This window comes from Citrobacter sp. CK181 (assembly GCF_030333595.1).
In the GTDB taxonomy this organism is placed as follows: Bacteria; Pseudomonadota; Gammaproteobacteria; order Enterobacterales; family Enterobacteriaceae; genus Citrobacter_B; species Citrobacter_B koseri.
This window is the reverse complement of sequence record NZ_JAOWFN010000014.1, coordinates 466,670-486,628: the sequence shown is the minus strand read 5'-3', so window position 1 is coordinate 486,628 and position 19,959 is coordinate 466,670. Positions and strand designations below refer to the sequence as shown.

General features: G+C 54.9%; 17 protein-coding genes and 1 other annotated feature. Of the genes, 11 read left to right on the top strand and 6 right to left on the bottom strand.

Annotation, left to right across the window (positions count from 1 at the left end; all coding sequences use genetic code 11):
* Window positions 1-84 precede the first annotated feature (84 nt).
* Both acrR and mscK read left to right on the top strand, forming a co-directional pair.
* Window positions 85-738, top strand: a complete 654-nt coding sequence (gene acrR / locus OGW17_RS15800; RefSeq protein ID WP_012133511.1) for a multidrug efflux transporter transcriptional repressor AcrR — start codon at window positions 85-87, stop codon at window positions 736-738.
* A gap of 119 nt (window positions 739-857) precedes the next feature.
* The gene (mscK, locus tag OGW17_RS15795; protein WP_047458417.1) at window positions 858-4,220 is read left to right on the top strand and encodes a mechanosensitive channel MscK; all 3,363 of its coding nucleotides are present in this window, start codon (window positions 858-860) and stop codon (window positions 4,218-4,220) included.
* A gap of 36 nt (window positions 4,221-4,256) precedes the next feature.
* Here mscK and OGW17_RS15790 read toward each other — a convergent pair whose 3' ends face one another.
* From OGW17_RS15790 to priC, 3 genes are all read right to left on the bottom strand, one after another.
* Entirely contained in the window at window positions 4,257-5,180 is a 924-nt protein-coding gene (locus OGW17_RS15790) for an Rpn family recombination-promoting nuclease/putative transposase (protein ID WP_071259882.1), read from the bottom strand.
* A 69-nt stretch (window positions 5,181-5,249) separates the two neighbouring features.
* Window positions 5,250-5,417 carry a pleiotropic regulatory protein RsmS gene (rsmS, locus tag OGW17_RS15785; RefSeq protein WP_012133507.1) on the bottom strand — a complete coding sequence of 56 codons (168 nt, stop codon included), beginning with the start codon at window positions 5,415-5,417 and terminating at the stop codon, window positions 5,250-5,252.
* Between the two features lie 14 nt (window positions 5,418-5,431).
* The gene (gene priC, locus OGW17_RS15780; RefSeq protein WP_024130585.1) at window positions 5,432-5,959 is read right to left on the bottom strand and encodes a primosomal replication protein N''; all 528 of its coding nucleotides are present in this window, start codon (window positions 5,957-5,959) and stop codon (window positions 5,432-5,434) included.
* 69 nt (window positions 5,960-6,028) lie between these two features.
* Between priC and OGW17_RS15775 the strand changes: the two genes are divergently transcribed.
* The 8 genes from OGW17_RS15775 (at window position 6,029) to hemH (ending at window position 14,208) form a co-directional block, all read left to right on the top strand.
* Entirely contained in the window at window positions 6,029-6,406 is a 378-nt protein-coding gene (locus OGW17_RS15775; protein WP_012133505.1) for a DUF454 family protein, read from the top strand.
* A gap of 150 nt (window positions 6,407-6,556) precedes the next feature.
* Entirely contained in the window at window positions 6,557-7,108 is a 552-nt protein-coding gene (gene apt, locus OGW17_RS15770; protein WP_012133504.1) for an adenine phosphoribosyltransferase, read from the top strand.
* Window positions 7,109-7,297: 189 nt separating this feature from the next.
* A complete protein-coding gene (gene dnaX, locus OGW17_RS15765; protein WP_071259880.1) occupies window positions 7,298-9,223 on the top strand; it encodes a DNA polymerase III subunit gamma/tau in 1,926 nt (641 codons plus the stop codon).
* Window positions 8,556-8,620 (top strand) — a sequence feature (DnaX frameshifting element). (Overlaps the previous gene by 65 nt.)
* Before the next feature lie 45 nt (window positions 9,224-9,268).
* A complete protein-coding gene (locus OGW17_RS15760; protein WP_001515903.1) occupies window positions 9,269-9,598 on the top strand; it encodes a YbaB/EbfC family nucleoid-associated protein in 330 nt (109 codons plus the stop codon).
* A complete protein-coding gene (recR, locus tag OGW17_RS15755) occupies window positions 9,598-10,203 on the top strand; it encodes a recombination mediator RecR (RefSeq protein ID WP_012133502.1) in 606 nt (201 codons plus the stop codon). The genes OGW17_RS15760 and recR overlap by 1 nt, the downstream gene beginning before the upstream one ends.
* 109 nt (window positions 10,204-10,312) lie before the next feature.
* Window positions 10,313-12,187, top strand: a complete 1,875-nt coding sequence (htpG, locus tag OGW17_RS15750) for a molecular chaperone HtpG (protein WP_012133501.1) — start codon at window positions 10,313-10,315, stop codon at window positions 12,185-12,187.
* Window positions 12,188-12,424: 237 nt separating this feature from the next.
* Window positions 12,425-13,069, top strand: coding sequence for an adenylate kinase (gene adk / locus OGW17_RS15745; protein WP_012133500.1), 645 nt, complete (start codon window positions 12,425-12,427; stop codon window positions 13,067-13,069).
* 176 nt (window positions 13,070-13,245) lie between these two features.
* Window positions 13,246-14,208, top strand: coding sequence for a ferrochelatase (hemH, locus tag OGW17_RS15740; RefSeq protein ID WP_048902402.1), 963 nt, complete (start codon window positions 13,246-13,248; stop codon window positions 14,206-14,208).
* Window positions 14,209-14,210: 2 nt separating this feature from the next.
* On the opposite strand, the gene aes is transcribed toward hemH, so the two are convergent.
* Window positions 14,211-15,170: an acetyl esterase gene (gene aes / locus OGW17_RS15735; RefSeq protein ID WP_071259878.1), complete on the bottom strand. Its 960-nt coding sequence runs from the start codon at window positions 15,168-15,170 to the stop codon at window positions 14,211-14,213.
* A gap of 152 nt (window positions 15,171-15,322) precedes the next feature.
* Here aes and gsk point away from each other — a divergent pair, with 152 nt between their 5' ends.
* Entirely contained in the window at window positions 15,323-16,627 is a 1,305-nt protein-coding gene (gene gsk / locus OGW17_RS15730) for an inosine/guanosine kinase (RefSeq protein WP_071260127.1), read from the top strand.
* 90 nt (window positions 16,628-16,717) lie between these two features.
* On the opposite strand, the gene ybaL is transcribed toward gsk, so the two are convergent.
* The gene (gene ybaL / locus OGW17_RS15725; protein ID WP_012133496.1) at window positions 16,718-18,394 is read right to left on the bottom strand and encodes a YbaL family putative K(+) efflux transporter; all 1,677 of its coding nucleotides are present in this window, start codon (window positions 18,392-18,394) and stop codon (window positions 16,718-16,720) included.
* A 279-nt stretch (window positions 18,395-18,673) separates the two neighbouring features.
* A complete protein-coding gene (fsr, locus tag OGW17_RS15720) occupies window positions 18,674-19,894 on the bottom strand; it encodes a fosmidomycin MFS transporter (RefSeq protein WP_012133495.1) in 1,221 nt (406 codons plus the stop codon).
* Between the last annotated feature and the right edge of the window lie 65 nt (window positions 19,895-19,959).

Sequence of the window (19,959 nt, the reverse complement as noted above, 5' to 3'; positions counted from 1 at the left end):
ATTGCTGCGTTTATATTATCGTCGTGCTATGGTACATACATCCACAAATGTATGTAAATCTAACGCCTGTAAATTCACCGACATATGGCACGAAAAACCAAACAACAAGCACAGGAAACTCGGCAACACATCCTGGATGTAGCTCTGCGTTTGTTCTCGCGACAAGGGGTATCATCCACTTCGCTCGCGGAGATTGCAAAAGCCGCTGGCGTCACACGCGGTGCAATCTATTGGCACTTCAAAAACAAGTCGGATTTATTCAGTGAAATCTGGGAGCTATCAGAATCCAATATTGGTGAGCTTGAGATTGAGTATCAGGCAAAATTCCCCGACGATCCACTATCAGTATTAAGAGAAATTTTAGTCCATCTTCTTGAAGCAACCGTGACGGAAGAGCGCCGACGTTTATTGATGGAAATTATATTCCACAAATGCGAATTCGTGGGTGAAATGGCGGTAGTGCAACAGGCGCAGCGAAGCATCTGCGTGGAAAGCTATGATCGCATTGAACAAACGCTAACACATTGTATTAAAGCAAAAATGCTCCCGGGAAACCTGATGACGCGTCGTGCGGCAATATTAATGCGCGGCTATATTTCCGGCATCATGGAAAACTGGCTCTTTGCGCCGCAATCCTTTGATCTGAAAAAAGAAGCGCGAGATTACGTCGCCATCTTGTTGGAAATGTATCTGCTTTGCCCGACGCTGAGGGCGGCGCCTGCCCTCGAAAGCCCCTGATATCATTCCAGGAATTATCCTGGACATTTTCTGTTCCGCTATTCTGTCCGTCACCGCCGTGATATTCTTGCGGCTTGACTATTTCCGGTCATTCTTCCGGTTCAGAAACCTTCACTCCCATGACTATGTTGCAGCTCTATAAACGTTCATCGCATCTTGTTTTTATCTCAATCATTTTCTTTGTGTTATTGCTGTGCGGTCAGTCGTCGGCGTTTGCCCGTGCGCAAACGAATGGCGATCTGCCGTCGAAAGCGGACGTGCAAAGCCAGCTGGATGCGCTGGGTAAACAGAAAGACCTCTCGGCGCTGGATAAACTGGTCCAGCAGGATCTCATCGATACGCTCGCCACGCTTGATAAAATCGATCGGGTAAAAGAGGAGACCACGCAATTACGTCAGAAAGTCGCGCAGGCGCCGGAAAAAATGCGTCAGGCGACGGACGCGCTGAATGCCCTCAGCGATGTGGATAATGACGACGAAACGCGAAAAACGTTGAGCACGCTTTCGCTGCGCCAGCTGGAACTTCGGGTTGCGCAGGTGCTGGACGATTTGCAGAACTCGCAAAACGATCTGGCGACTTACAATAGTCAGCTGGTTTCGCTCCAGACGCAGCCTGAGCGTGTGCAAAACGCGATGTATACCGCGTCGCAGCAAATGCAGCAAATCCGTAATCGACTGGACGGCACCAGTGTCGGGGACGGCGCATTGCGCCCGAGTCAACAGGCTCTGCTACAGGCGCAACAGGCGTTGCTTAACGCGCAAATCGATCAGCAGCGCAAAAGTCTGGAAGGCAATACGGTTTTGCAGGATACCCTGCAAAAGCAGCGCGATTACGTCACGGCGAACACCAATCGACTGGAACACCAGCTCCAGCTTTTGCAGGAAGCGGTCAACAGCAAACGTCTGACGCTAACCGAGAAGACGGCGCAGGAGGCGATCTCGCCGGATGAAACGGCGCGTATTCAGGCTAACCCTCTTGTGAAGCAGGAGCTGGATGTCAATCATCAACTGAGCCAGCGCCTGATCACGGCAACCGAAAACGGCAACGCGCTCATGCAGCAGAACATCAAAGTCAAAAACTGGCTTGATCGCGCGCTGCAATCAGAGCGCAATATCAAAGAGCAGATTGCGGTGCTGAGAGGCAGTTTGCTGTTGTCGCGTATCTTGTATCAGCAGCAGCAAACGCTGCCGTCGGCAGATGAACTTGTCGATATGACCAACCGGATTGCGGATTTGCGTCTGGAGCAGTTTGAAGTTAACCAGCAGCGTGACGCTTTGTTCCAGAACGATGCCTTTGTGGCCAAACTGGAAGAAGGGCACACTGACGAGGTTAATGACGAAGTGCATGATGCGCTGCTGCAAGTGGTTGATATGCGCAGGGAATTGCTGGATCAGTTGAATAAGCAACTGGGTAATCAGCTGATGATGGCCATTAACCTGCAAATCAATCAACAGCAGCTGATGAGCGTCTCGAAAAACCTTAAAGAGATCCTGACTCAGCAAATCTTTTGGGTTAACAGTAACCGCCCGATGGACTGGGACTGGATTAAAGCCTTCCCGCAAACGCTGAAAGATCAGTTCAGGTCGATGAAAATTACGGTGAACTGGGAAAAGGCCTGGCCTGCGGTATTCATCGCATTCCTCGCGGGACTGCCTTTGCTGCTGATCGCCGGGGTGATTCGCTGGCGACTGAAATGGCTTAAAGCGTACCAGGAGAAGCTGGCGGCCGCTGTGGGATCATTGCGTAACGACAGCCAGCTCAATACGCCGAAAGCGATTTTCATCGATCTGATTCGCGCCTTGCCGGTTTGTCTGATAATCCTTGCGGTGGGGCTGATCCTCCTCACCATGCAGTTGAATATTAGCGACCTGTTATGGGCGTTCAGTAAAAAGCTGGCGTTGTTCTGGCTGGTATTCGGTCTGTGCTGGAAGGTGCTGGAGAAAGAGGGCGTTGCCATTCGGCACTTCGGCATGCCGGCGAAATTGACCAGCCACTGGCGCCGCCAGATTGTGCGCATCAGTCTGGCGCTACTGCCGCTGCATTTCTGGTCGGTGGTCGCTGAACTTTCTCCGCTGCATCTGATGGATGATGTCCTGGGGCAGGTGGTGATTTTCCTCAACCTTCTGCTTATTACTCTGCTGGTGTGGCCAATGTGCCGCGATAGCTGGCGTGATAAGGAGTCGCATGGTTTACGTCTGATCACGATTACCGTGCTCTCCATCATTCCCGTCGCGTTGATGGTGTTGACCGCGACGGGCTATTTCTATACCACGCTACGCCTGTCCGGGCGCTGGATTGAAACCGTCTATCTGGTGATTATCTGGAACCTGCTGTATCAGACCGTGTTACGCGGCCTGAGCGTCGCGGCGCGTCGTATTGCCTGGCGCCGTGCGCTGGCGCGTCGTCAGAATCTGGTGAAAGAGGGGGCGGAAGGCGCGGAGCCGCAGGAAGAACCGACTATTGCGCTGGAACAGGTTAACCAGCAAACGCTGCGCATCACCATGCTGCTGATGATTGCCCTGTTCGGGGTGATGTTCTGGGCGATTTGGTCCGATCTGATCACCGTGTTCAGCTATCTCGACAGCATCACGCTCTGGCACTACAACGGCACGGAAGCGGGCGCCGCGGTGGTTAAAAACGTTACGATGGGCAGCCTGCTGTTTGCCATTATTGTGTCAATGGTGGCCTGGGCGCTGATCCGTAACTTACCTGGCCTGCTGGAAGTTCTGGTACTTTCCAGACTGAAAATGCGCCAGGGGGCTTCGTATGCGATCACCACGATCCTCAACTACATCATCATTGCCGTTGGCGCGATGACGGTATTCGGATCGCTTGGCGTATCGTGGGACAAACTACAGTGGCTGGCGGCGGCGTTATCGGTTGGTCTTGGTTTCGGCTTGCAGGAGATTTTCGGTAACTTCGTCTCTGGCATTATTATCCTGTTTGAACGCCCGGTACGCATTGGCGATACGGTGACTATCGGCACCTTCTCCGGGACGGTCAGCAAGATCCGTATTCGTGCGACCACCATTACCGACTTCGATCGTAAAGAGGTGATCATTCCGAACAAAGCCTTCGTGACCGAACGATTGATCAACTGGTCGCTGTCCGACACCACCACCCGGCTGGTGATCCGCCTTGGCGTCGCCTATGGCTCGGATCTGGACAAAGTGAAAAAAGTGCTGTTGCAGGCGGCGACGGAGCACCCGAAAGTGATGCGTGAGCCAGAACCTGCGGTGTTCTTTACCACGTTTGGCGCCAGTACGCTCGATCATGAACTGCGTCTGTACGTGCGTGAACTGCGCGATCGCAGCCATACGGTGGATGAGCTGAACCGGACCATCGATCGTTTGTGTCGTGAAAATAACATCGACATCGCTTTTAACCAGCTTGAAGTGCATCTGCGCAATGAGAAAGGTGACGAAGTGACGGAAGTTAAACGCGAAATCAAAGGCGACGATCCGACGCCGTCGGTGGGCTAAGTTCTGTTCAGGGCGGCCAGGCCGCCCTGAGTGTCTCTAATGGGAGAGCGCAGACAGCTCTTCTGGCGAGAGTCCGGTTAGGTGGGTGATCAGATCGGGGGCCAGACCGCTGTCGAGCATTTTGAGAGCGATGCTGCGCGCTTCGGCCTGACGACCTTCTTCTAAGCCTTGCTGCATTCCTTTTTGCAGTCCGTCTGCTCTGCCTTTCTCTTCCAGCCATTCGGCAATGCTCATCAGTTGCTCCTTATACTGGGGGGCGCTGCTGGCCAGTTTGCGGATCAACGCGCCGGGGTCCGTGGTATTCCCAACCTGCAACATATAGTGTATCAGCACGCTGATTTGGCTACGGGTCAGGTGTTCCTGCGTTAATAGCGTGATTAATTGATCCTGTAATTCGGCCAGATCGCGTCGGCGTATATGCTTTTGCAGTAGCTCCAGCATCGCCATTCGCCGATGCCGCATGATCTGATTATCCGGCATTACGGTCAGGTCCACCAGCGCAAATTCATTGCTGTAAAGGCTATTGGCAAGCGCGGGCTCACAAAACATATTCTGCCAGTTCAGGCTGTAGGGCCACGGACTAATTGATCCGTGGTAGAACAGTAAGGGAACCACTAACGGCAGCGTGTCGTGCCCGGCATCAAGATGCCGCTGCATGGCGGCGATGGCATAACGCATCAGGCGAAACGCCATGAATTTATCGGGTTTGCTTTGATGCTCAATCAGCGCATAAACGTAGCCTGGTCCATGCGTAGTTTGCAGGGAATAGAGGATATCTGAATAGCTGGCCCGTAAGTTCTCTTCGACAAAACTTCCTGACTCCAGCGTCAGGGAATCCAGATTGCAGATGCGAAGAAAGGTGTCAGGTAAATGGATCTGTAAAAAATCCCGCGCGATCGCTTTTTGCGTCAGCAGTTGCCGAAATACCGCATCATGCGGCGTGGTTGAAAGTCGTTCCATGAACTGTCCGTCGTCATTGTGTCCCGACGCAGACTCTGACATTGACGGTGGGGACGCACCAGCTCCCTTTTAATCGCTTTGCGAGGCGTCTTCCGCGTTTTTTAGTTTGTTTTCATAATCACGCTTCACAATTTCCAGCGCGCGTAGCACGGTTTGCGCGGGCAGCTGATTCTCTTCAAGCAGGACGATCAGATCGACGGCCAGTTTGACGTCGTCCGGGGCATTCTCAAGCGACATATTTTCTCCAGTGGTTAACGGGTCAGGCGCGCCAGTACGCGCTCTATTTTTTCCAGCGCATGACGACAGCGCGCCAGACGGCCTTCAAACGCCTCGATTTCCCGGTGCAGCGCCTGCTGCTCGGTGAAGCCGGTGACCTGTGCCAGACGGGCCTTACGCTCCTCGGTCATTTCCAGCAGACGACGCTCAAACTCCTGATGTTTTACGCGTTTACGTTGCCAGCGCGCCAGCCCCGGGGAGGCGCTGTCCCACTCCCTGAGCGACCAGGTCGCGGTTTCCCGTGTTATCGCCTCAATCTGTGAAACCAGGCGCTCCGCCAGCCAGGCAATCTGCGGCAGCGTCTGTTGTTCAACCGCATGGCGCAACGCGTCAAGGTTGGTTCCGGCTTCATCCAGATACGCCTTCAATAGCGTGCTGCGGGTGCGAAAAAGATGCCTGTCAAAGCGTGCGCTGAGCGTCGCATGCTGTGCCAGCGGCGCGCTCTGCTGGCGCAGACTGGCGAGCTGGCTTTCCAGCCTGTGTAACAGCATGGCGGTTTTCAATGTAACACTCCGATGAAAATGATAACTGTTATGCTACAGTAGCAGCCTTGTGTGCTACGTACTGTCATTATGAAACGTACTATTTTAATCATCATTGGCTGGCTGGCGGTAGTGTTAGGGACGCTGGGCGTCGTGTTGCCGCTATTGCCTACTACGCCGTTTATTTTACTGGCGGCCTGGTGTTTTGCCCGTTCGTCGCCGCGCTTTCATGACTGGCTGCTTTACCGCTCCTGGTTTGGCGGCTATTTGCGTCACTGGCAAAAGCATCGCGCGATGCCGCCGGGGGCGAAACCGCGCGCTATTGCGTTGATATTGATTACATTCGGTATCTCGCTTTGGCTGGTGCATATGATGTGGGTACGAATACTGCTGCTGGCGATCCTGGCCTGCCTGTTGATTTTTATGTGGCGGATACCGGTGATTGATGAAAAGCAACAAAAGCACTGAAGCGCAATAATCGCTGTTGCAATTGTCTTACGCAGCCAGTAAATTCGACCGTTTTCGAGCACAGGCGCAGACGGTTAAAGGTTAAACAATCGTTACTTTGACCCCCTTAATTCGCGCCGTGAGTAACACCGTAATAGCAGGCATATATCCATGACCGCGACTGCACAGCAGCTTGAGTTTCTCAAAAATAGCATTAAAAGCATTCACGACTACCCGAAACCGGGCATTCTTTTCCGTGATGTCACCAGCTTGCTGGAAGACCCGAAAGCCTATGCGCTCAGCATTGAGTTGCTGGTTGAACGATACAAAAATGCAGGCATCACCAAAGTTGTCGGCACCGAAGCGCGTGGCTTCCTGTTTGGCGCGCCGGTCGCGCTGGGCCTGGGCGTCGGGTTTGTTCCGGTGCGTAAACCGCGCAAACTGCCGCGTGAAACGATCGCTGAAAGCTATGAGCTTGAGTACGGCACCGATCAGCTGGAAATCCACGTTGATGCCATCAAACCGGGCGATAAAGTGCTGGTGGTGGACGATCTCCTGGCGACCGGCGGCACAATCGAAGCGACTGTGAAGCTGATCCGTCGTCTGGGTGGGGAAGTGACCGATGCCGCTTTCATCATCAATCTGTTCGATCTGGGTGGTGAGCAGCGTCTGGCAAAACAGGGGATTACCTGTTATAGCCTGGTTCCCTTCCCGGGGCACTGATTCAGGCTAGCTTATTCGCCACTTTGGTTCCGGCCAGTGCCCGACAAAACGCATTTGCGTTTTGAACGCCGCTTGCGGCGGCTCAAAAGGGTGAGCGTCGCGAATAAAGCCTCACAACCTCGCTGTATTTGCGAGGTTGTGTTAGCATTCCCCCCATGAATCCACCTTCCAGCGTTTCAGAGCCAGCCAATGAGTTATCAGGTCTTAGCCCGAAAATGGCGCCCACAAACCTTTGCTGACGTCGTCGGCCAGGAACATGTGCTGACCGCACTGGCGAACGGCTTGTCGTTAGGGCGTATTCATCACGCATATCTTTTTTCCGGCACCCGTGGCGTCGGTAAAACCTCCATCGCCCGTCTGCTGGCGAAGGGACTGAACTGTGAAACCGGCATCACCGCCACGCCGTGCGGCGTATGTGACAACTGCCGGGAAATCGAGCAGGGGCGTTTCGTCGATCTGATTGAGATCGACGCCGCGTCGCGCACCAAAGTGGAAGATACCCGCGACCTGCTGGACAACGTCCAGTACGCGCCCGCGCGCGGCCGGTTTAAGGTCTATCTGATCGACGAAGTGCATATGCTCTCGCGGCACAGCTTCAACGCGTTGCTTAAAACGCTCGAAGAACCGCCCGCGCACGTCAAGTTTCTGCTGGCGACCACCGATCCGCAGAAGCTGCCGGTGACGATCTTGTCGCGCTGCCTGCAATTCCATCTCAAGGCGCTGGATGTCGAACAAATTCGCCATCAGCTTGAGCATATCCTTAACGAAGAACATATCGCGCATGAGCCGCGCGCGCTGCAACTGCTCTCCCGCGCAGCGGACGGCAGCCTGCGCGATGCGTTAAGCCTGACCGACCAGGCGATCGCCAGCGGTGACGGGCAGGTCTCCACCCAGGCGGTGAGCGTGATGCTCGGCACGCTGGATGATGACCAGGCGCTTTCGCTGGTCGAGGCGGTGGTTGCCGCCAATGGCGAGCGCGTGATGTCGCTGGTGAACGATGCCGCTGCGCGCGGTATTGAGTGGGAAGCGCTGCTGGTCGAAATGCTGGGGCTGTTGCACCGCATTGCGATGGTGCAGCTGTCGCCTGCCGCGCTGGGTAACGATATGGCGGCGATTGAGCAGCGCATGCGTGAACTGGCGCGAACCGTGCCGCCAGCGGACATACAGCTTTATTACCAGACGCTGTTGATTGGCCGCAAAGAGCTGCCTTACGCGCCGGACAGACGGATGGGCGTTGAAATGACGCTATTACGCGCGCTGGCATTCCACCCACGTATGCCGCTGCCGGAACCGGAAAGACCGCAGCAATCTTTTGCGCCGGCCGCGCCAACGGCGGTGATGACGCCGACGCAGGTGCCTTCGCAACAATCCGCTCCGGTACGCCAGGAGGTGCCGTTGCCAGATGCCACCAGCCAGGTGCTGGCGGCGCGCAACCAGCTTCAGCGTGCTCAGGGAGCAACCAAAACAAAAAAGAGTGAACCGGCAGCCGCTTCCCGCGCGCGGCCGGTAAATAACGCTGCGCTGGAAAGATTAGCCTCTGTCTCTGAACGCGTTCAGGCGCGTCCGGCGCCGTCTGCGCTGGAACAGACGCCGACGAAGAAAGAAGCCTACCGCTGGAAGGCGACCAATCCGGTGGTGGAAGTAAAAGAGGTTGTGGCCACGCCGAAAGCGCTGAAAAAGGCGCTGGAGCATGAAAAAACACCGGAACTGGCGACCAAACTGGCCGCGGAAGCGACTGAACGCGATCCGTGGGCGGCACAAATTAGCCAGCTCTCCCTGCCGAAGCTGGTGGAACAGGTGGCGTTAAACGCCTGGAAAGAGGAGAACGGCAATACCATTTGCCTGCATCTGCGCTCCACGCAGCGACACCTTAACTCCACTGGCGCGCAGCAAAAGCTGGCGGAAGCATTGAGCGCCCTGACGGGAACGACGGTTGAACTGACCATCGTTGAAGATGATAATCCGGCGGTGCGAACGCCGCTGGAGTGGCGTCAGGCGATTTATGAAGAGAAACTTGCGCAGGCGCGTGAGTCGATTATCGCGGATAACAACATTCAGACGCTGCGTCGATTCTTTGACGCGGATCTGGATGAAGAGAGTATTCGCCCCATTTGATCGTAAGCCCGGCTTGCGATTGTAAACCATCAAGAGAGAGAGCTTATGTTTGGAAAAGGCGGTCTGGGCAACCTGATGAAGCAAGCCCAGCAGATGCAAGAAAAAATGCAGCAGATGCAGGAAGAAATCGCCAAACTGGAAGTCACCGGCGAGTCTGGCGCAGGTCTGGTGAAAGTGACCATTAACGGTGCGCACAACTGCCGTCGCGTGGAAATCGACCCAAGCCTGCTGGAAGACGATAAAGAGATGCTGGAAGATCTGGTCGCTGCGGCGTTCAACGATGCGGCGCGTCGCATTGAAGAGACCCAGAAAGAGAAGATGGCGTCTGTCTCCTCCGGTATGCAACTGCCGCCTGGCTTTAAGATGCCGTTCTGATGCAAACCAGCCCGCTGTTAACTCAGCTTATGGAAGCACTGCGCTGTCTGCCGGGCGTTGGCCCGAAGTCAGCGCAGCGCATGGCGTTTACGCTGCTTCAGCGTGACCGCAGCGGCGGGATGCGTCTGGCGCAAGCGCTCACCCGGGCGATGTCGGAAATCGGCCACTGTGCCGATTGCCGCACCTTCACTGAGCAGGACGTGTGCAATATCTGTTCGAATCCGCGTCGTCAGGAAAACGGTCAAATCTGCGTGGTGGAGAGTCCGGCGGACATCTACGCCATTGAGCAGACCGGGCAATTCTCTGGCCGCTACTTCGTGCTGATGGGGCATCTGTCGCCGCTCGACGGCATCGGGCCGGACGATATCGGTCTCGATCGTCTGGAGCAGCGTCTGGCGTCAGAACAGCTCAGCGAAGTGATCCTCGCGACCAACCCGACGGTCGAAGGGGAGGCTACCGCGAACTATATTGCCGAACTTTGCGCGCAATATGGCGTTGAAGCCAGCCGTATCGCCCACGGCGTACCGGTGGGCGGCGAACTGGAAATGGTCGACGGCACCACGCTGTCCCACTCGCTTGCCGGGCGTCATAAGATTCGTTTTTAATCAATCGGGAGAACATTCGCGTTCTCCCGCTTGAAAACTCATTTCCCGTCCCCATCTCTCCCTCAACGCATTTTGACCTTGTAAATGGCATTGTTGAGGTATTTATCCAATGAAAGGACAAGAAACTCGTGGTTTTCAGTCAGAAGTAAAACAGCTTCTGCACCTGATGATCCATTCTCTGTACTCCAATAAAGAAATTTTCCTGCGTGAGCTTATCTCTAACGCCTCAGATGCGGCGGACAAGCTGCGTTTTCGCGCGCTGTCGAACCCGGATCTGTATGAAGGCGACGGCGAGCTGCGCGTGCGTGTCTCCTTCGATAAAGATAAGCGTACGCTGACCATCGCCGATAATGGCGTGGGGATGAACCGTGATGACGTTATCGATCATCTGGGGACCATTGCGAAATCCGGCACTAAATCTTTCCTTGAATCCATGGGTTCCGATCAGGCGAAAGACAGCCAGTTGATCGGCCAGTTTGGGGTCGGCTTCTACTCTGCGTTTATCGTCGCGGATAAAGTGACCGTGCGTACCCGCGCGGCGGGCGATAAGCCGGAAAACGGCGTGTTCTGGGAATCAGCGGGTGAAGGTGAGTACACCGTTGCGGATATCACTAAAGACGATCGCGGTACGGAAATCACCCTGCACCTGCGTGAAGGCGAAGATGAGTTCCTTGATGACTGGCGCGTACGCTCCATCATCAGCAAATATTCCGACCATATCGCATTGCCGGTAGAGATTGAAAAACAGGAAGAAAAAGACGGTGAAACGATCGTCTCCTGGGAGAAAATCAACAAGGCGCAGGCGCTGTGGACGCGTAACAAGTCAGAAATCAAAGACGACGAGTATAACGAGTTCTACAAGCACATTGCTCACGACTTCACCGACCCGCTGACCTGGAGCCACAACCGCGTGGAAGGTAAGCAGGAGTACACCAGCCTGCTGTACATCCCGTCTCAGGCGCCGTGGGATATGTGGAACCGCGATCACAAACATGGGCTGAAACTGTACGTACAGCGCGTCTTTATCATGGACGACGCCGAGCAGTTTATGCCGAACTATCTGCGCTTCGTGCGTGGTCTGATTGATTCCAACGATCTGCCGCTGAACGTTTCCCGCGAAATTCTTCAGGACAGCACCGTTACCCGCAACCTGCGCAGCGCGTTGACCAAACGTGTTCTGCAAATGCTGGAAAAACTGGCGAAAGACGATGCGGAAAAATACCAGACCTTCTGGAAACAGTTTGGTCTGGTGCTGAAAGAAGGCCCGGCGGAAGATCATGCCAACCAGGAAGCCATCGCGAAACTGATGCGCTTTGCTTCAACGCATACGGACTCTTCCGCACAAACCGTCTCTCTGGAAGATTATATCTCCCGCATGAAAGAAGGGCAGGAGAAGATCTACTACATCACGGCAGACAGCTACGCGGCGGCGAAGAGCAGCCCGCACCTGGAGCTGCTGCGTAAGAAAGGCATCGAAGTGCTGCTGCTTTCCGATCGCATTGATGAGTGGATGATGAATTACCTGACCGAGTTCGACGGTAAGGCGTTCCAGTCCGTATCTAAAGTTGACGAATCGCTGGAAAAACTGGCGGATGAAGTCGATGAAAGCGCAAAAGAAGCGGAAAAAGCGCTGACGCCGTTCGTTGAGCGCGTGAAAACCCTGCTGGGCGATCGTGTGAAAGAGGTGCGTCTGACGCATCGTCTGACCGATACTCCGGCCATTGTCACCACCGACGCTGACGAGATGAGTACCCAGATGGCGAAGCTGTTTGCCGCTGCTGGTCAGGCTGTGCCGGAAGTGAAATACATCTTTGAACTCAACCCGGATCACGTACTGGTGAAACGCACGGCGGATACCCAGGACGAAGCGCAGTTTAACGAGTGGGTAGAGCTGCTGTTGGATCAGGCGCTGTTTGCCGAACGCGGTACGCTGGAAGATCCGAACCAGTTTATCCGTCGTATGAACCAGTTGCTGGTGTCTTAATCGGCACCGCATCATGCCGGATGGCGCTAATGCTTATCCGGCCTACGAGCAGGTTGCTTATGTAGGCCCGATAAGCGCAGCGCCATCGGGCATTTTTTATTTTATCCTCTCTTTTTCTTCATTTTCCCTCCGTTAACCGTTTCAGCGCAGGGCGCCTTCCTTGAGCGAATTGCGTGATGGTGGTATCGTTTAGCGCTTTTTTAAAAAATATCGACAACCTTTAAGGGGATTTTCGTAATGCGTATCATTCTGCTTGGCGCTCCGGGCGCGGGTAAAGGAACTCAGGCTCAGTTCATCATGGAGAAATATGGTATTGTGCAAATCTCCACTGGCGACATGCTGCGTGCCGCCGTGAAATCTGGCTCCGAGCTGGGTAAACAAGCGAAAGACATCATGGACGCCGGCAAGCTGGTGACCGATGAGCTGGTGATTGCGCTGGTAAAAGAGCGTATCGCGCAGGACGATTGCCGCAACGGTTTCCTGCTGGACGGCTTCCCGCGTACAATTCCGCAGGCCGACGCCATGAAAGAAGCGGGCATTGCGGTTGACTATGTTCTCGAATTCGACGTACCGGACGAGCTGATCGTTGACCGTATCGTGGGCCGTCGCGTGCACGCGGCGTCTGGCCGTGTTTATCACATCAAATTCAATCCGCCGAAAGTGGAAGGCAAGGACGATGTGACCGGCGAAGAGCTGACCACCCGTAAAGACGATCAGGAAGAGACCGTTCGTAAGCGTCTGGTGGAATACCATCAGATGACTGCGCCGCTGATTGGTTACTACCAGAAAGAAGCGGAAGCGGGTAACACTAAATATGCGAAAGTGGACGGTACTCAGGCCGTTGCCGATGTGCGTGCCGACCTTGAAAAAATCCTCGGTTAATCCGTAAATTGCCCGATGGCGCTACGCTTATCGGGCCTACGGCCTACGATTTTCTTGTAGGCCTGATAAGCGCAGCGCCATCAGGCAAATTCTCATCTTACCTCTCACAGCAATTAGTTCTTCTTCCTCGCTTTTCCGCTACAATTATCAACAATTTGAATCAATAAGAGGCGGTAATGCGTCAGACGAAAACCGGTATCCTGCTGGCTAACCTCGGCACTCCCGATGCCCCAACTCCTGAAGCGGTTAAACGCTATCTGAAGCAATTTTTAAGCGATGAGCGCGTGGTGGATACTTCCCGCCTGCTGTGGTGGCCGCTTTTGCGTGGTGTAATTTTGCCGCTGCGCGCGCCGCGTGTCGCAAAACTGTACCAGTCTATCTGGCAGGAAGGCGGATCGCCGTTGCTGGTTTACAGCCGGGAGCAACAGCAGGCGCTGGCAGAGCGTCTCCCGGATACGCCCGTTGCGCTGGGGATGAGCTACGGTTCGCCGTCGCTGGAAAGCGCGGTCGATGAACTGCTGGCGAACCACGTCGATCACATCGTGGTGCTGCCGCTCTACCCACAATACTCCTGTTCGACGGTGGCGGCCGTCTGGGACGAACTGGCGCGTATTCTGGCGCGTAAACGCAGTATTCCAGGCGTCTCGTTTATTCGTGACTACGCTGATGACAATAGCTATATCACCGCCCTGGCAAATAGCGCCCGTGCCTCGTTTGCTCAACATGGCGAGCCGGACTTGCTGCTGCTCTCGTATCACGGCATCCCGCAGCGTTACGCTGACGAAGGCGACGACTACCCGCAACGCTGTCGCGATACTACCCGTGAACTGGTCTCCGCGCTTGGTCTGGCGCCAGAAAAAGTGATGATGACCTTCCAGTCTCGCTTTGGCCGCGAGCCGTGGCTGACGCCGTATACTGACGAAACGCTGAAAATGCTGGGCGAAAAAGGCATCGGGCATATTCAGGTGATGTGTCCTGGTTTTGCGGCGGATTGTCTGGAAACGCTGGAGGAGATCGCGTTGCAAAACCGGGAAATCTTCCTTGAGGCGGGCGGTAAAAAATACGAATACATTCCGGCGCTCAATGCCGCGCCGGAACACATCGATATGATGCTGAAGCTGACCGCGCCGTACCTCTGAGGCTATTTTAACTGCGCCATAAAGAAATGCGCGCCATCCTGTAGCGCATCGTCAGCGGTTTTCATCATGCGTGAATAATGCAGGAAGGCGTGCAGTGTGCCGGGGTACATCCGGTACTCACTGGGCTGATTATGCGCCTGGAGCGTCTGGTGCAGCAGACGGCTGTCATCAAGTAACGGATCGAACTCCGCACCGGCAATAAAGCAGGGCGGCACATTGCGGGTCAGATCGTTATTGAACAGGCAATACCAGGGGGATTCGCGATCCTGCTCGTCACGCAGATAGGCGTTTTCATACCTCTCCAGATCCTGACGGGTTAAGCCGTCCCATTCTCCGCCAAATAAACGGCGGCTGGGCGAATCCTGTAACCCGTAGAGACCATACCACAGCAGCGTGGCGACCACGTTCCCGCATACAATCTGCTTATCGCGCAGCCACAGCGTGCTGGCGAGCGCCAGCATAGCGCCTGCGGAATCCCCGGCAAAACCGATTTGCGCCATGTTCAATGCGTATTCATCGGCACGTTGATGAAAGAACCGACATGCCGCGACGGTCTCCTCAATCGCCTGTGGGAAACGCGCTTCGGGAGAGAGCGTATAGTCGATGCCGACGACTGTACACTGCGTATAGCTCGCCAGCAGCCGCATAATGCGGTCGTGGGTATCCAGATTGCCGAGAATAAATCCGCCGCCGTGCAGATAAAACAGCGTTGCTCTGCTGTTGTGCTGTGGATAATACAGACGCGTGGCGACCTCGCCGTAGGATGTGGGAACCGCCGCTGTCCGCGTTGCCATCTGCGGCGCTCCGGCGTTCCAGAACTGGCGTTCGCGGGTGTAGTGCTGGCGCTGCGCCGCAATGTCATCCGCAGGCCACGGCGGCAGCTCCGCCTGATGAACGTTGATGACGGCCCTCATCTGCGCAGAAATAAGATCGAGAACGGGAATTTTGTTTTCCGGCTTCATAACGCGCTCCTTGTGAAATGCCTCCATTGTAGAAAGCGATCGCCAATAAACTGCGATCTCACCGTCCGATATTGAAACTCCGCGCCTCGTCGCGCGGGCAGGGGGGAATGTGCTACCATGCACCGCTCAGTTATCCACCTGTAAACACAATCATGAAATTTCCCGGTAAACGTAAATCCAAACACTATTTCCCCGTTAATTCCCGTGACCCGCTGTTGCAACAAATTCAGGCTGAAAATGAAACCAGCGCGTCATGGGTGGTTGGTATCGATCAGACGCTGGTGGATATTGAAGCGAAAGTCGATGATGACTTTGTGAAACGTTATGGATTGAGCGCCGGGCATTCTCTGGTGATTGAGGATGATGTCGCAGAAGCGTTGTATCAGGAGCTGGTGCGTGAAAACCTGATCACCCACCAGTTTGCCGGTGGCACCATTGGTAACACCATGCACAACTACTCGGTGCTGGCGGACGATCGCTCCGTTCTGCTGGGCGTGATGTGCAGCAACATTGAGATTGGCAGCTACGCCTATCGCTATTTATGTAACACATCGAGCCGTACCGACCTCAACCACCTGCAAGGGGTTGATGGTCCCATTGGCCGCTGCTTTACGCTGATTGGCGAATCCGGCGAGCGTACCTTCGCCATCAGTCCCGGCCACATGAACCAGCTTCGGGCGGAGAGCATCCCGGAATCGGTGATTGCGGGCGCATCTGCGCTGGTGCTGACCTCCTATCTGGTGCGCTGTAAACCGGGCGAGCCGATGCCGGAAGCGACCATGAAAGCCATTGAGTACGCGAAAAAGCATAATGTGCCGGTGGTGCTGACCCTGGGGACGAAGTTTGTTATCGCCGATAATCCGCAGTGGTGGCAGGCGTTCCTCAAAGAGCATGTCTCCATTCTGGCGATGAATGAAGAAGAGGCGGAAGCGTTAACCGGCGAGAACGATCCGCTGCTGGCGTCTGATAAGGCGCTGGACTGGGTGGATTTGGTGCTGTGTACCGCCGGGCCGATTGGGTTGTATATGGCGGGCTTTACCGAAGATGAAGCGAAACGCAAAACCCAGCACCCGCTGCTGCCGGGGGCGATTGCCGAGTTTAATCAGTATGAGTTCAGCCGTGCGATGCGGCATAAAGATTGTCTCCATCCGCTGCGGGTCTACTCGCACATCGCCCCGTACATGGGCGGGCCGGAAAAAATCATGAACACCAATGGCGCGGGAGACGGCGCGCTGGCGGCGCTGTTACATGATATTACCGCCAATAATTATCACCGCACCAATGTGCCTAACTCCAGCAAGCATAAATTCACCTGGCTGACCTATTCGTCTTTGGCGCAGGTGTGTAAGTATGCGAACCGTGTGAGTTATCAGGTATTGAACCAGCATTCCCCGCGGTTGACGCGCGGTCTGCCGGAACGGGAAGACAGCCTCGAAGAGTCTTACTGGGATCGCTGAGTTATTGCCCGATGGCGCTGCGCTTATCGGGCCTACAAGAAAATCGTAGGCCGGATAAGGTGATTACACCGCCATCCGGCATCACACCGTTTAACCCGTCACCACTTCGCCTGCGGGCGGGGTTTCCAGTAGCTCCAGCATGGTGCGGGCAATTTCACGCTCGCCCATTACCACCTGATTCGCTCCGCGCTCGGTGATGTATTCCACCTCATCGTCATAATGCGCGCGTGCGATAATCTCAATGTGCGGGCATTTCTCGCGGGCGGAGGCCACGATTTCACCGGCTTCGTAGCCGTTCGGAATGGTCAGCAGCAGCCAGCGAGCGCAGTCCAGGTGCGCCAGGTTCATGATCTCTTCGTTAGCGGCATTCCCCAGTACGGCGCGAATACCGCGCTCACGCAGCTCATCCACGCGGGTACGTGAAGTTTCAATGACCACCAGCGGAATGCCTGCCGCCATCAGTTTTTCGCCCAGTAGGCTACCGACGCGGCCAAAACCGACCAGCAGCGCGTGGTTGCAGATATCCACCGGAATCTGCTTCTCTTCTTCGATCGCTTCTTCCAGCGTCTGCTCTTCCAGCGTTTCCGTTTTGGCGAGGTATTTCTCTAACAGCGCAAACAGCACCGGGTTGAGCATAATCGACAGAATCGCGCCCGCCAGCACCAGGTTCTGCCCTGCCTGCGGCAGCAGATCCAACGCCATGCCCAGACCTGCCAGAATAAAGGCAAATTCACCAATCTGCGCCAGGCTGGCGGCGATGGTCAGCGCGGTGCGCGGCGAGTGCCCGAACAGGCGAACCAGGAAGAAAGCGGCAACCGATTTACCGAAGATAATAATGGCCAGCGTAGCCAGTACCGCCATCGGCTGTTGAATCAGGATTAACGGGTCAAACAGCATCCCGACGGAGACAAAGAACAGGACCGCAAAGGCGTCGCGAAGCGGCAGCGTATCGTGCGCGGCGCGGTGGCTCAATTCTGATTCGTTTAACACCATCCCGGCAAAGAAAGCGCCCAGCGCAAAGGAGACATCGAACAGCTCGACGGCGCCAAAGGCGATGCCCAGCGCCAGCGCCAGCACGGAAAGGGTAAACAGTTCACGGGAGCCGGTAGCGGCGCTGCGCGCCATAATCCACGGCACCAGACGGCGCCCAACCAGCATCATAATGGCGATAAACGCCACCACTTTACCAATGGTGATTCCCATATCAACTGCCAGCGACGCGAAGCCGACATCGCCTTTTTCCAGCATTCCCGCCACGGCGGGCAGAAGAACCAGCGTCAGAACCATCACCAGATCTTCCACAATCAGCCAGCCGATGGCGATTTGCCCGCGCTGACTGTCAATAAGCTGTCTCTCTTCAAGCGCGCGCAGCAGCACCACGGTACTGGCGGTTGAAAGACATAACCCGAAGACGATACCGGTCATGAGCGACCAGCCCAACACCGCTGAAAGCGCCATACCCAGCAACGTCGCCACGGCTATCTGGGCGATCGCGCCGGGAATGGCGATGGCCTTTACCGCCATCAGATCCTTCAATGAAAAGTGCAACCCGACGCCGAACATCAGCAGGATTACGCCAAGCTCCGCCAGTTCAGGCGCAAGTTTGGTATCCGCGACAAAACCCGGAGTAAATGGCCCCGCAAGAACGCCCGCTAACAGATATCCCACCAGAGGAGAAATACGCAGTTTATTGGCAAGCATGCCGAGTATAAAAGCGAGCACGAGGCCGCCAACAATGGTGGTAATAAGCGGGGTGGCGTGATGCATTCCGTCTCCTTTGGTCGTTATGTTGATCCATTTTTGGTCGCCCTGGCGTCATCGCTCGCACAGCCTCACAAACGATGGCGCCAGAGAAACCAAAATTCCAGGTAATAGTTTATGACAATTTCGATGTTTATGTTTATGAATAATTGTTGAAATTTGATGAAAAGTGGAATTTAGAATAAAAAAGGCACGGATTGGAAAACTGGCGGGGTGTCTGTGAGCTAAAGGCTTACAGTGACTGGAAGAGAGTGCGACCAAAGTTTACCTTTGGCCGCAGGAAAATCAGGCTTTATGTCGGTTGTCAGGCAAGAATATGGTCAGTATCCCCAGAAGTGGCAGGAAAGCACATATTTTGTAGACCAAATCAATACTGGTGTGGTCGGCGAGCAGGCCTAATACCGCAGCGCCAAGGCCTCCCATACCGAACGCGAAACCGAAAAAGAGCCCAGAAACCATACCGATACGCCCCGGAAGCAGTTCCTGCGCATACACCAGGATGGCAGAAAAGGCCGATGCGAGGATAAAACCAATTATCACGGTTAAAATCCCCGTCCAGTGCAGGGTTGCATAGGGTAAAACGAGAGTAAACGGCGCTACACCCAGAATTGAGCCCCAAATAACATATTTTCGGCCTATTTTATCACCCAGAGGCCCGCCGATTACCGTTCCAGCCGCAACGGCAAACAGGAAGGCAAACAGGTGAAACTGTGCGTTTTGTACCGATAATCCGAATTTTTGCATCAGATAAAAGGTGTAATAGCTGCTGATGCTCGCCATATAGAAGTATTTGGAGAAAATCAGGACTAACAGCACGCTGACGGCAAGTATCACTTTATTGCGCGGCAGCGGATTGACAATGGTCGCCTTCGGTTTTCCTTTACTTATCCGGTGTTGCGCGGCATACCAGCGGCTGATCTGCGCCAGCACAATAATGGCCAGCAACGCGGCCAATACAAACCAGGCCACATTACCTTTGCCATATGGCGCGATGATGACAGCAGCCAGTAGCGGCCCCAGCGAACTGCCGAAGTTGCCGCCAACCTGGAAGATGGATTGCGCCAGCCCGTGGCGCCCGCCGGAGGCCATACGCGCCACGCGGGAAGATTCTGGATGAAATACCGAAGAACCGGTGCCGACCAGCGCCGCCGCCAGCAGCACGGCGCCAAAACTGCCCGCCAGCGCCAGCAGTACCAGACCGCTCAGCGTAAAGCACATCCCAATGGGGAGCGACCACGGCATGGGATATTTATCCGTCCAGTATCCGACGACCGGCTGGAGCAGGGAGGAGGCGAGCTGGAAGGTCAGGGTAATCATCCCTATCTGCATAAAGGTCAGGGAAAACTCTGATTGCAGCAGCGGGTAAATCGCTAAAATTAGCGACTGGATCATATCGTTCAACAAATGAGACAGGCTGATCGCGCCTAAGATGCCAAACGAGGTGCGTGCTTTAGTCGCCGCAGCAGAGGCGCCCGCTAACGGCTGGGTTGGTTCACTCATTGCCATAGAATGTCACTTCTGTTTTGTTTGCGATGTTGGGGATAATCGAATTTGTAATTATTACTCGACTA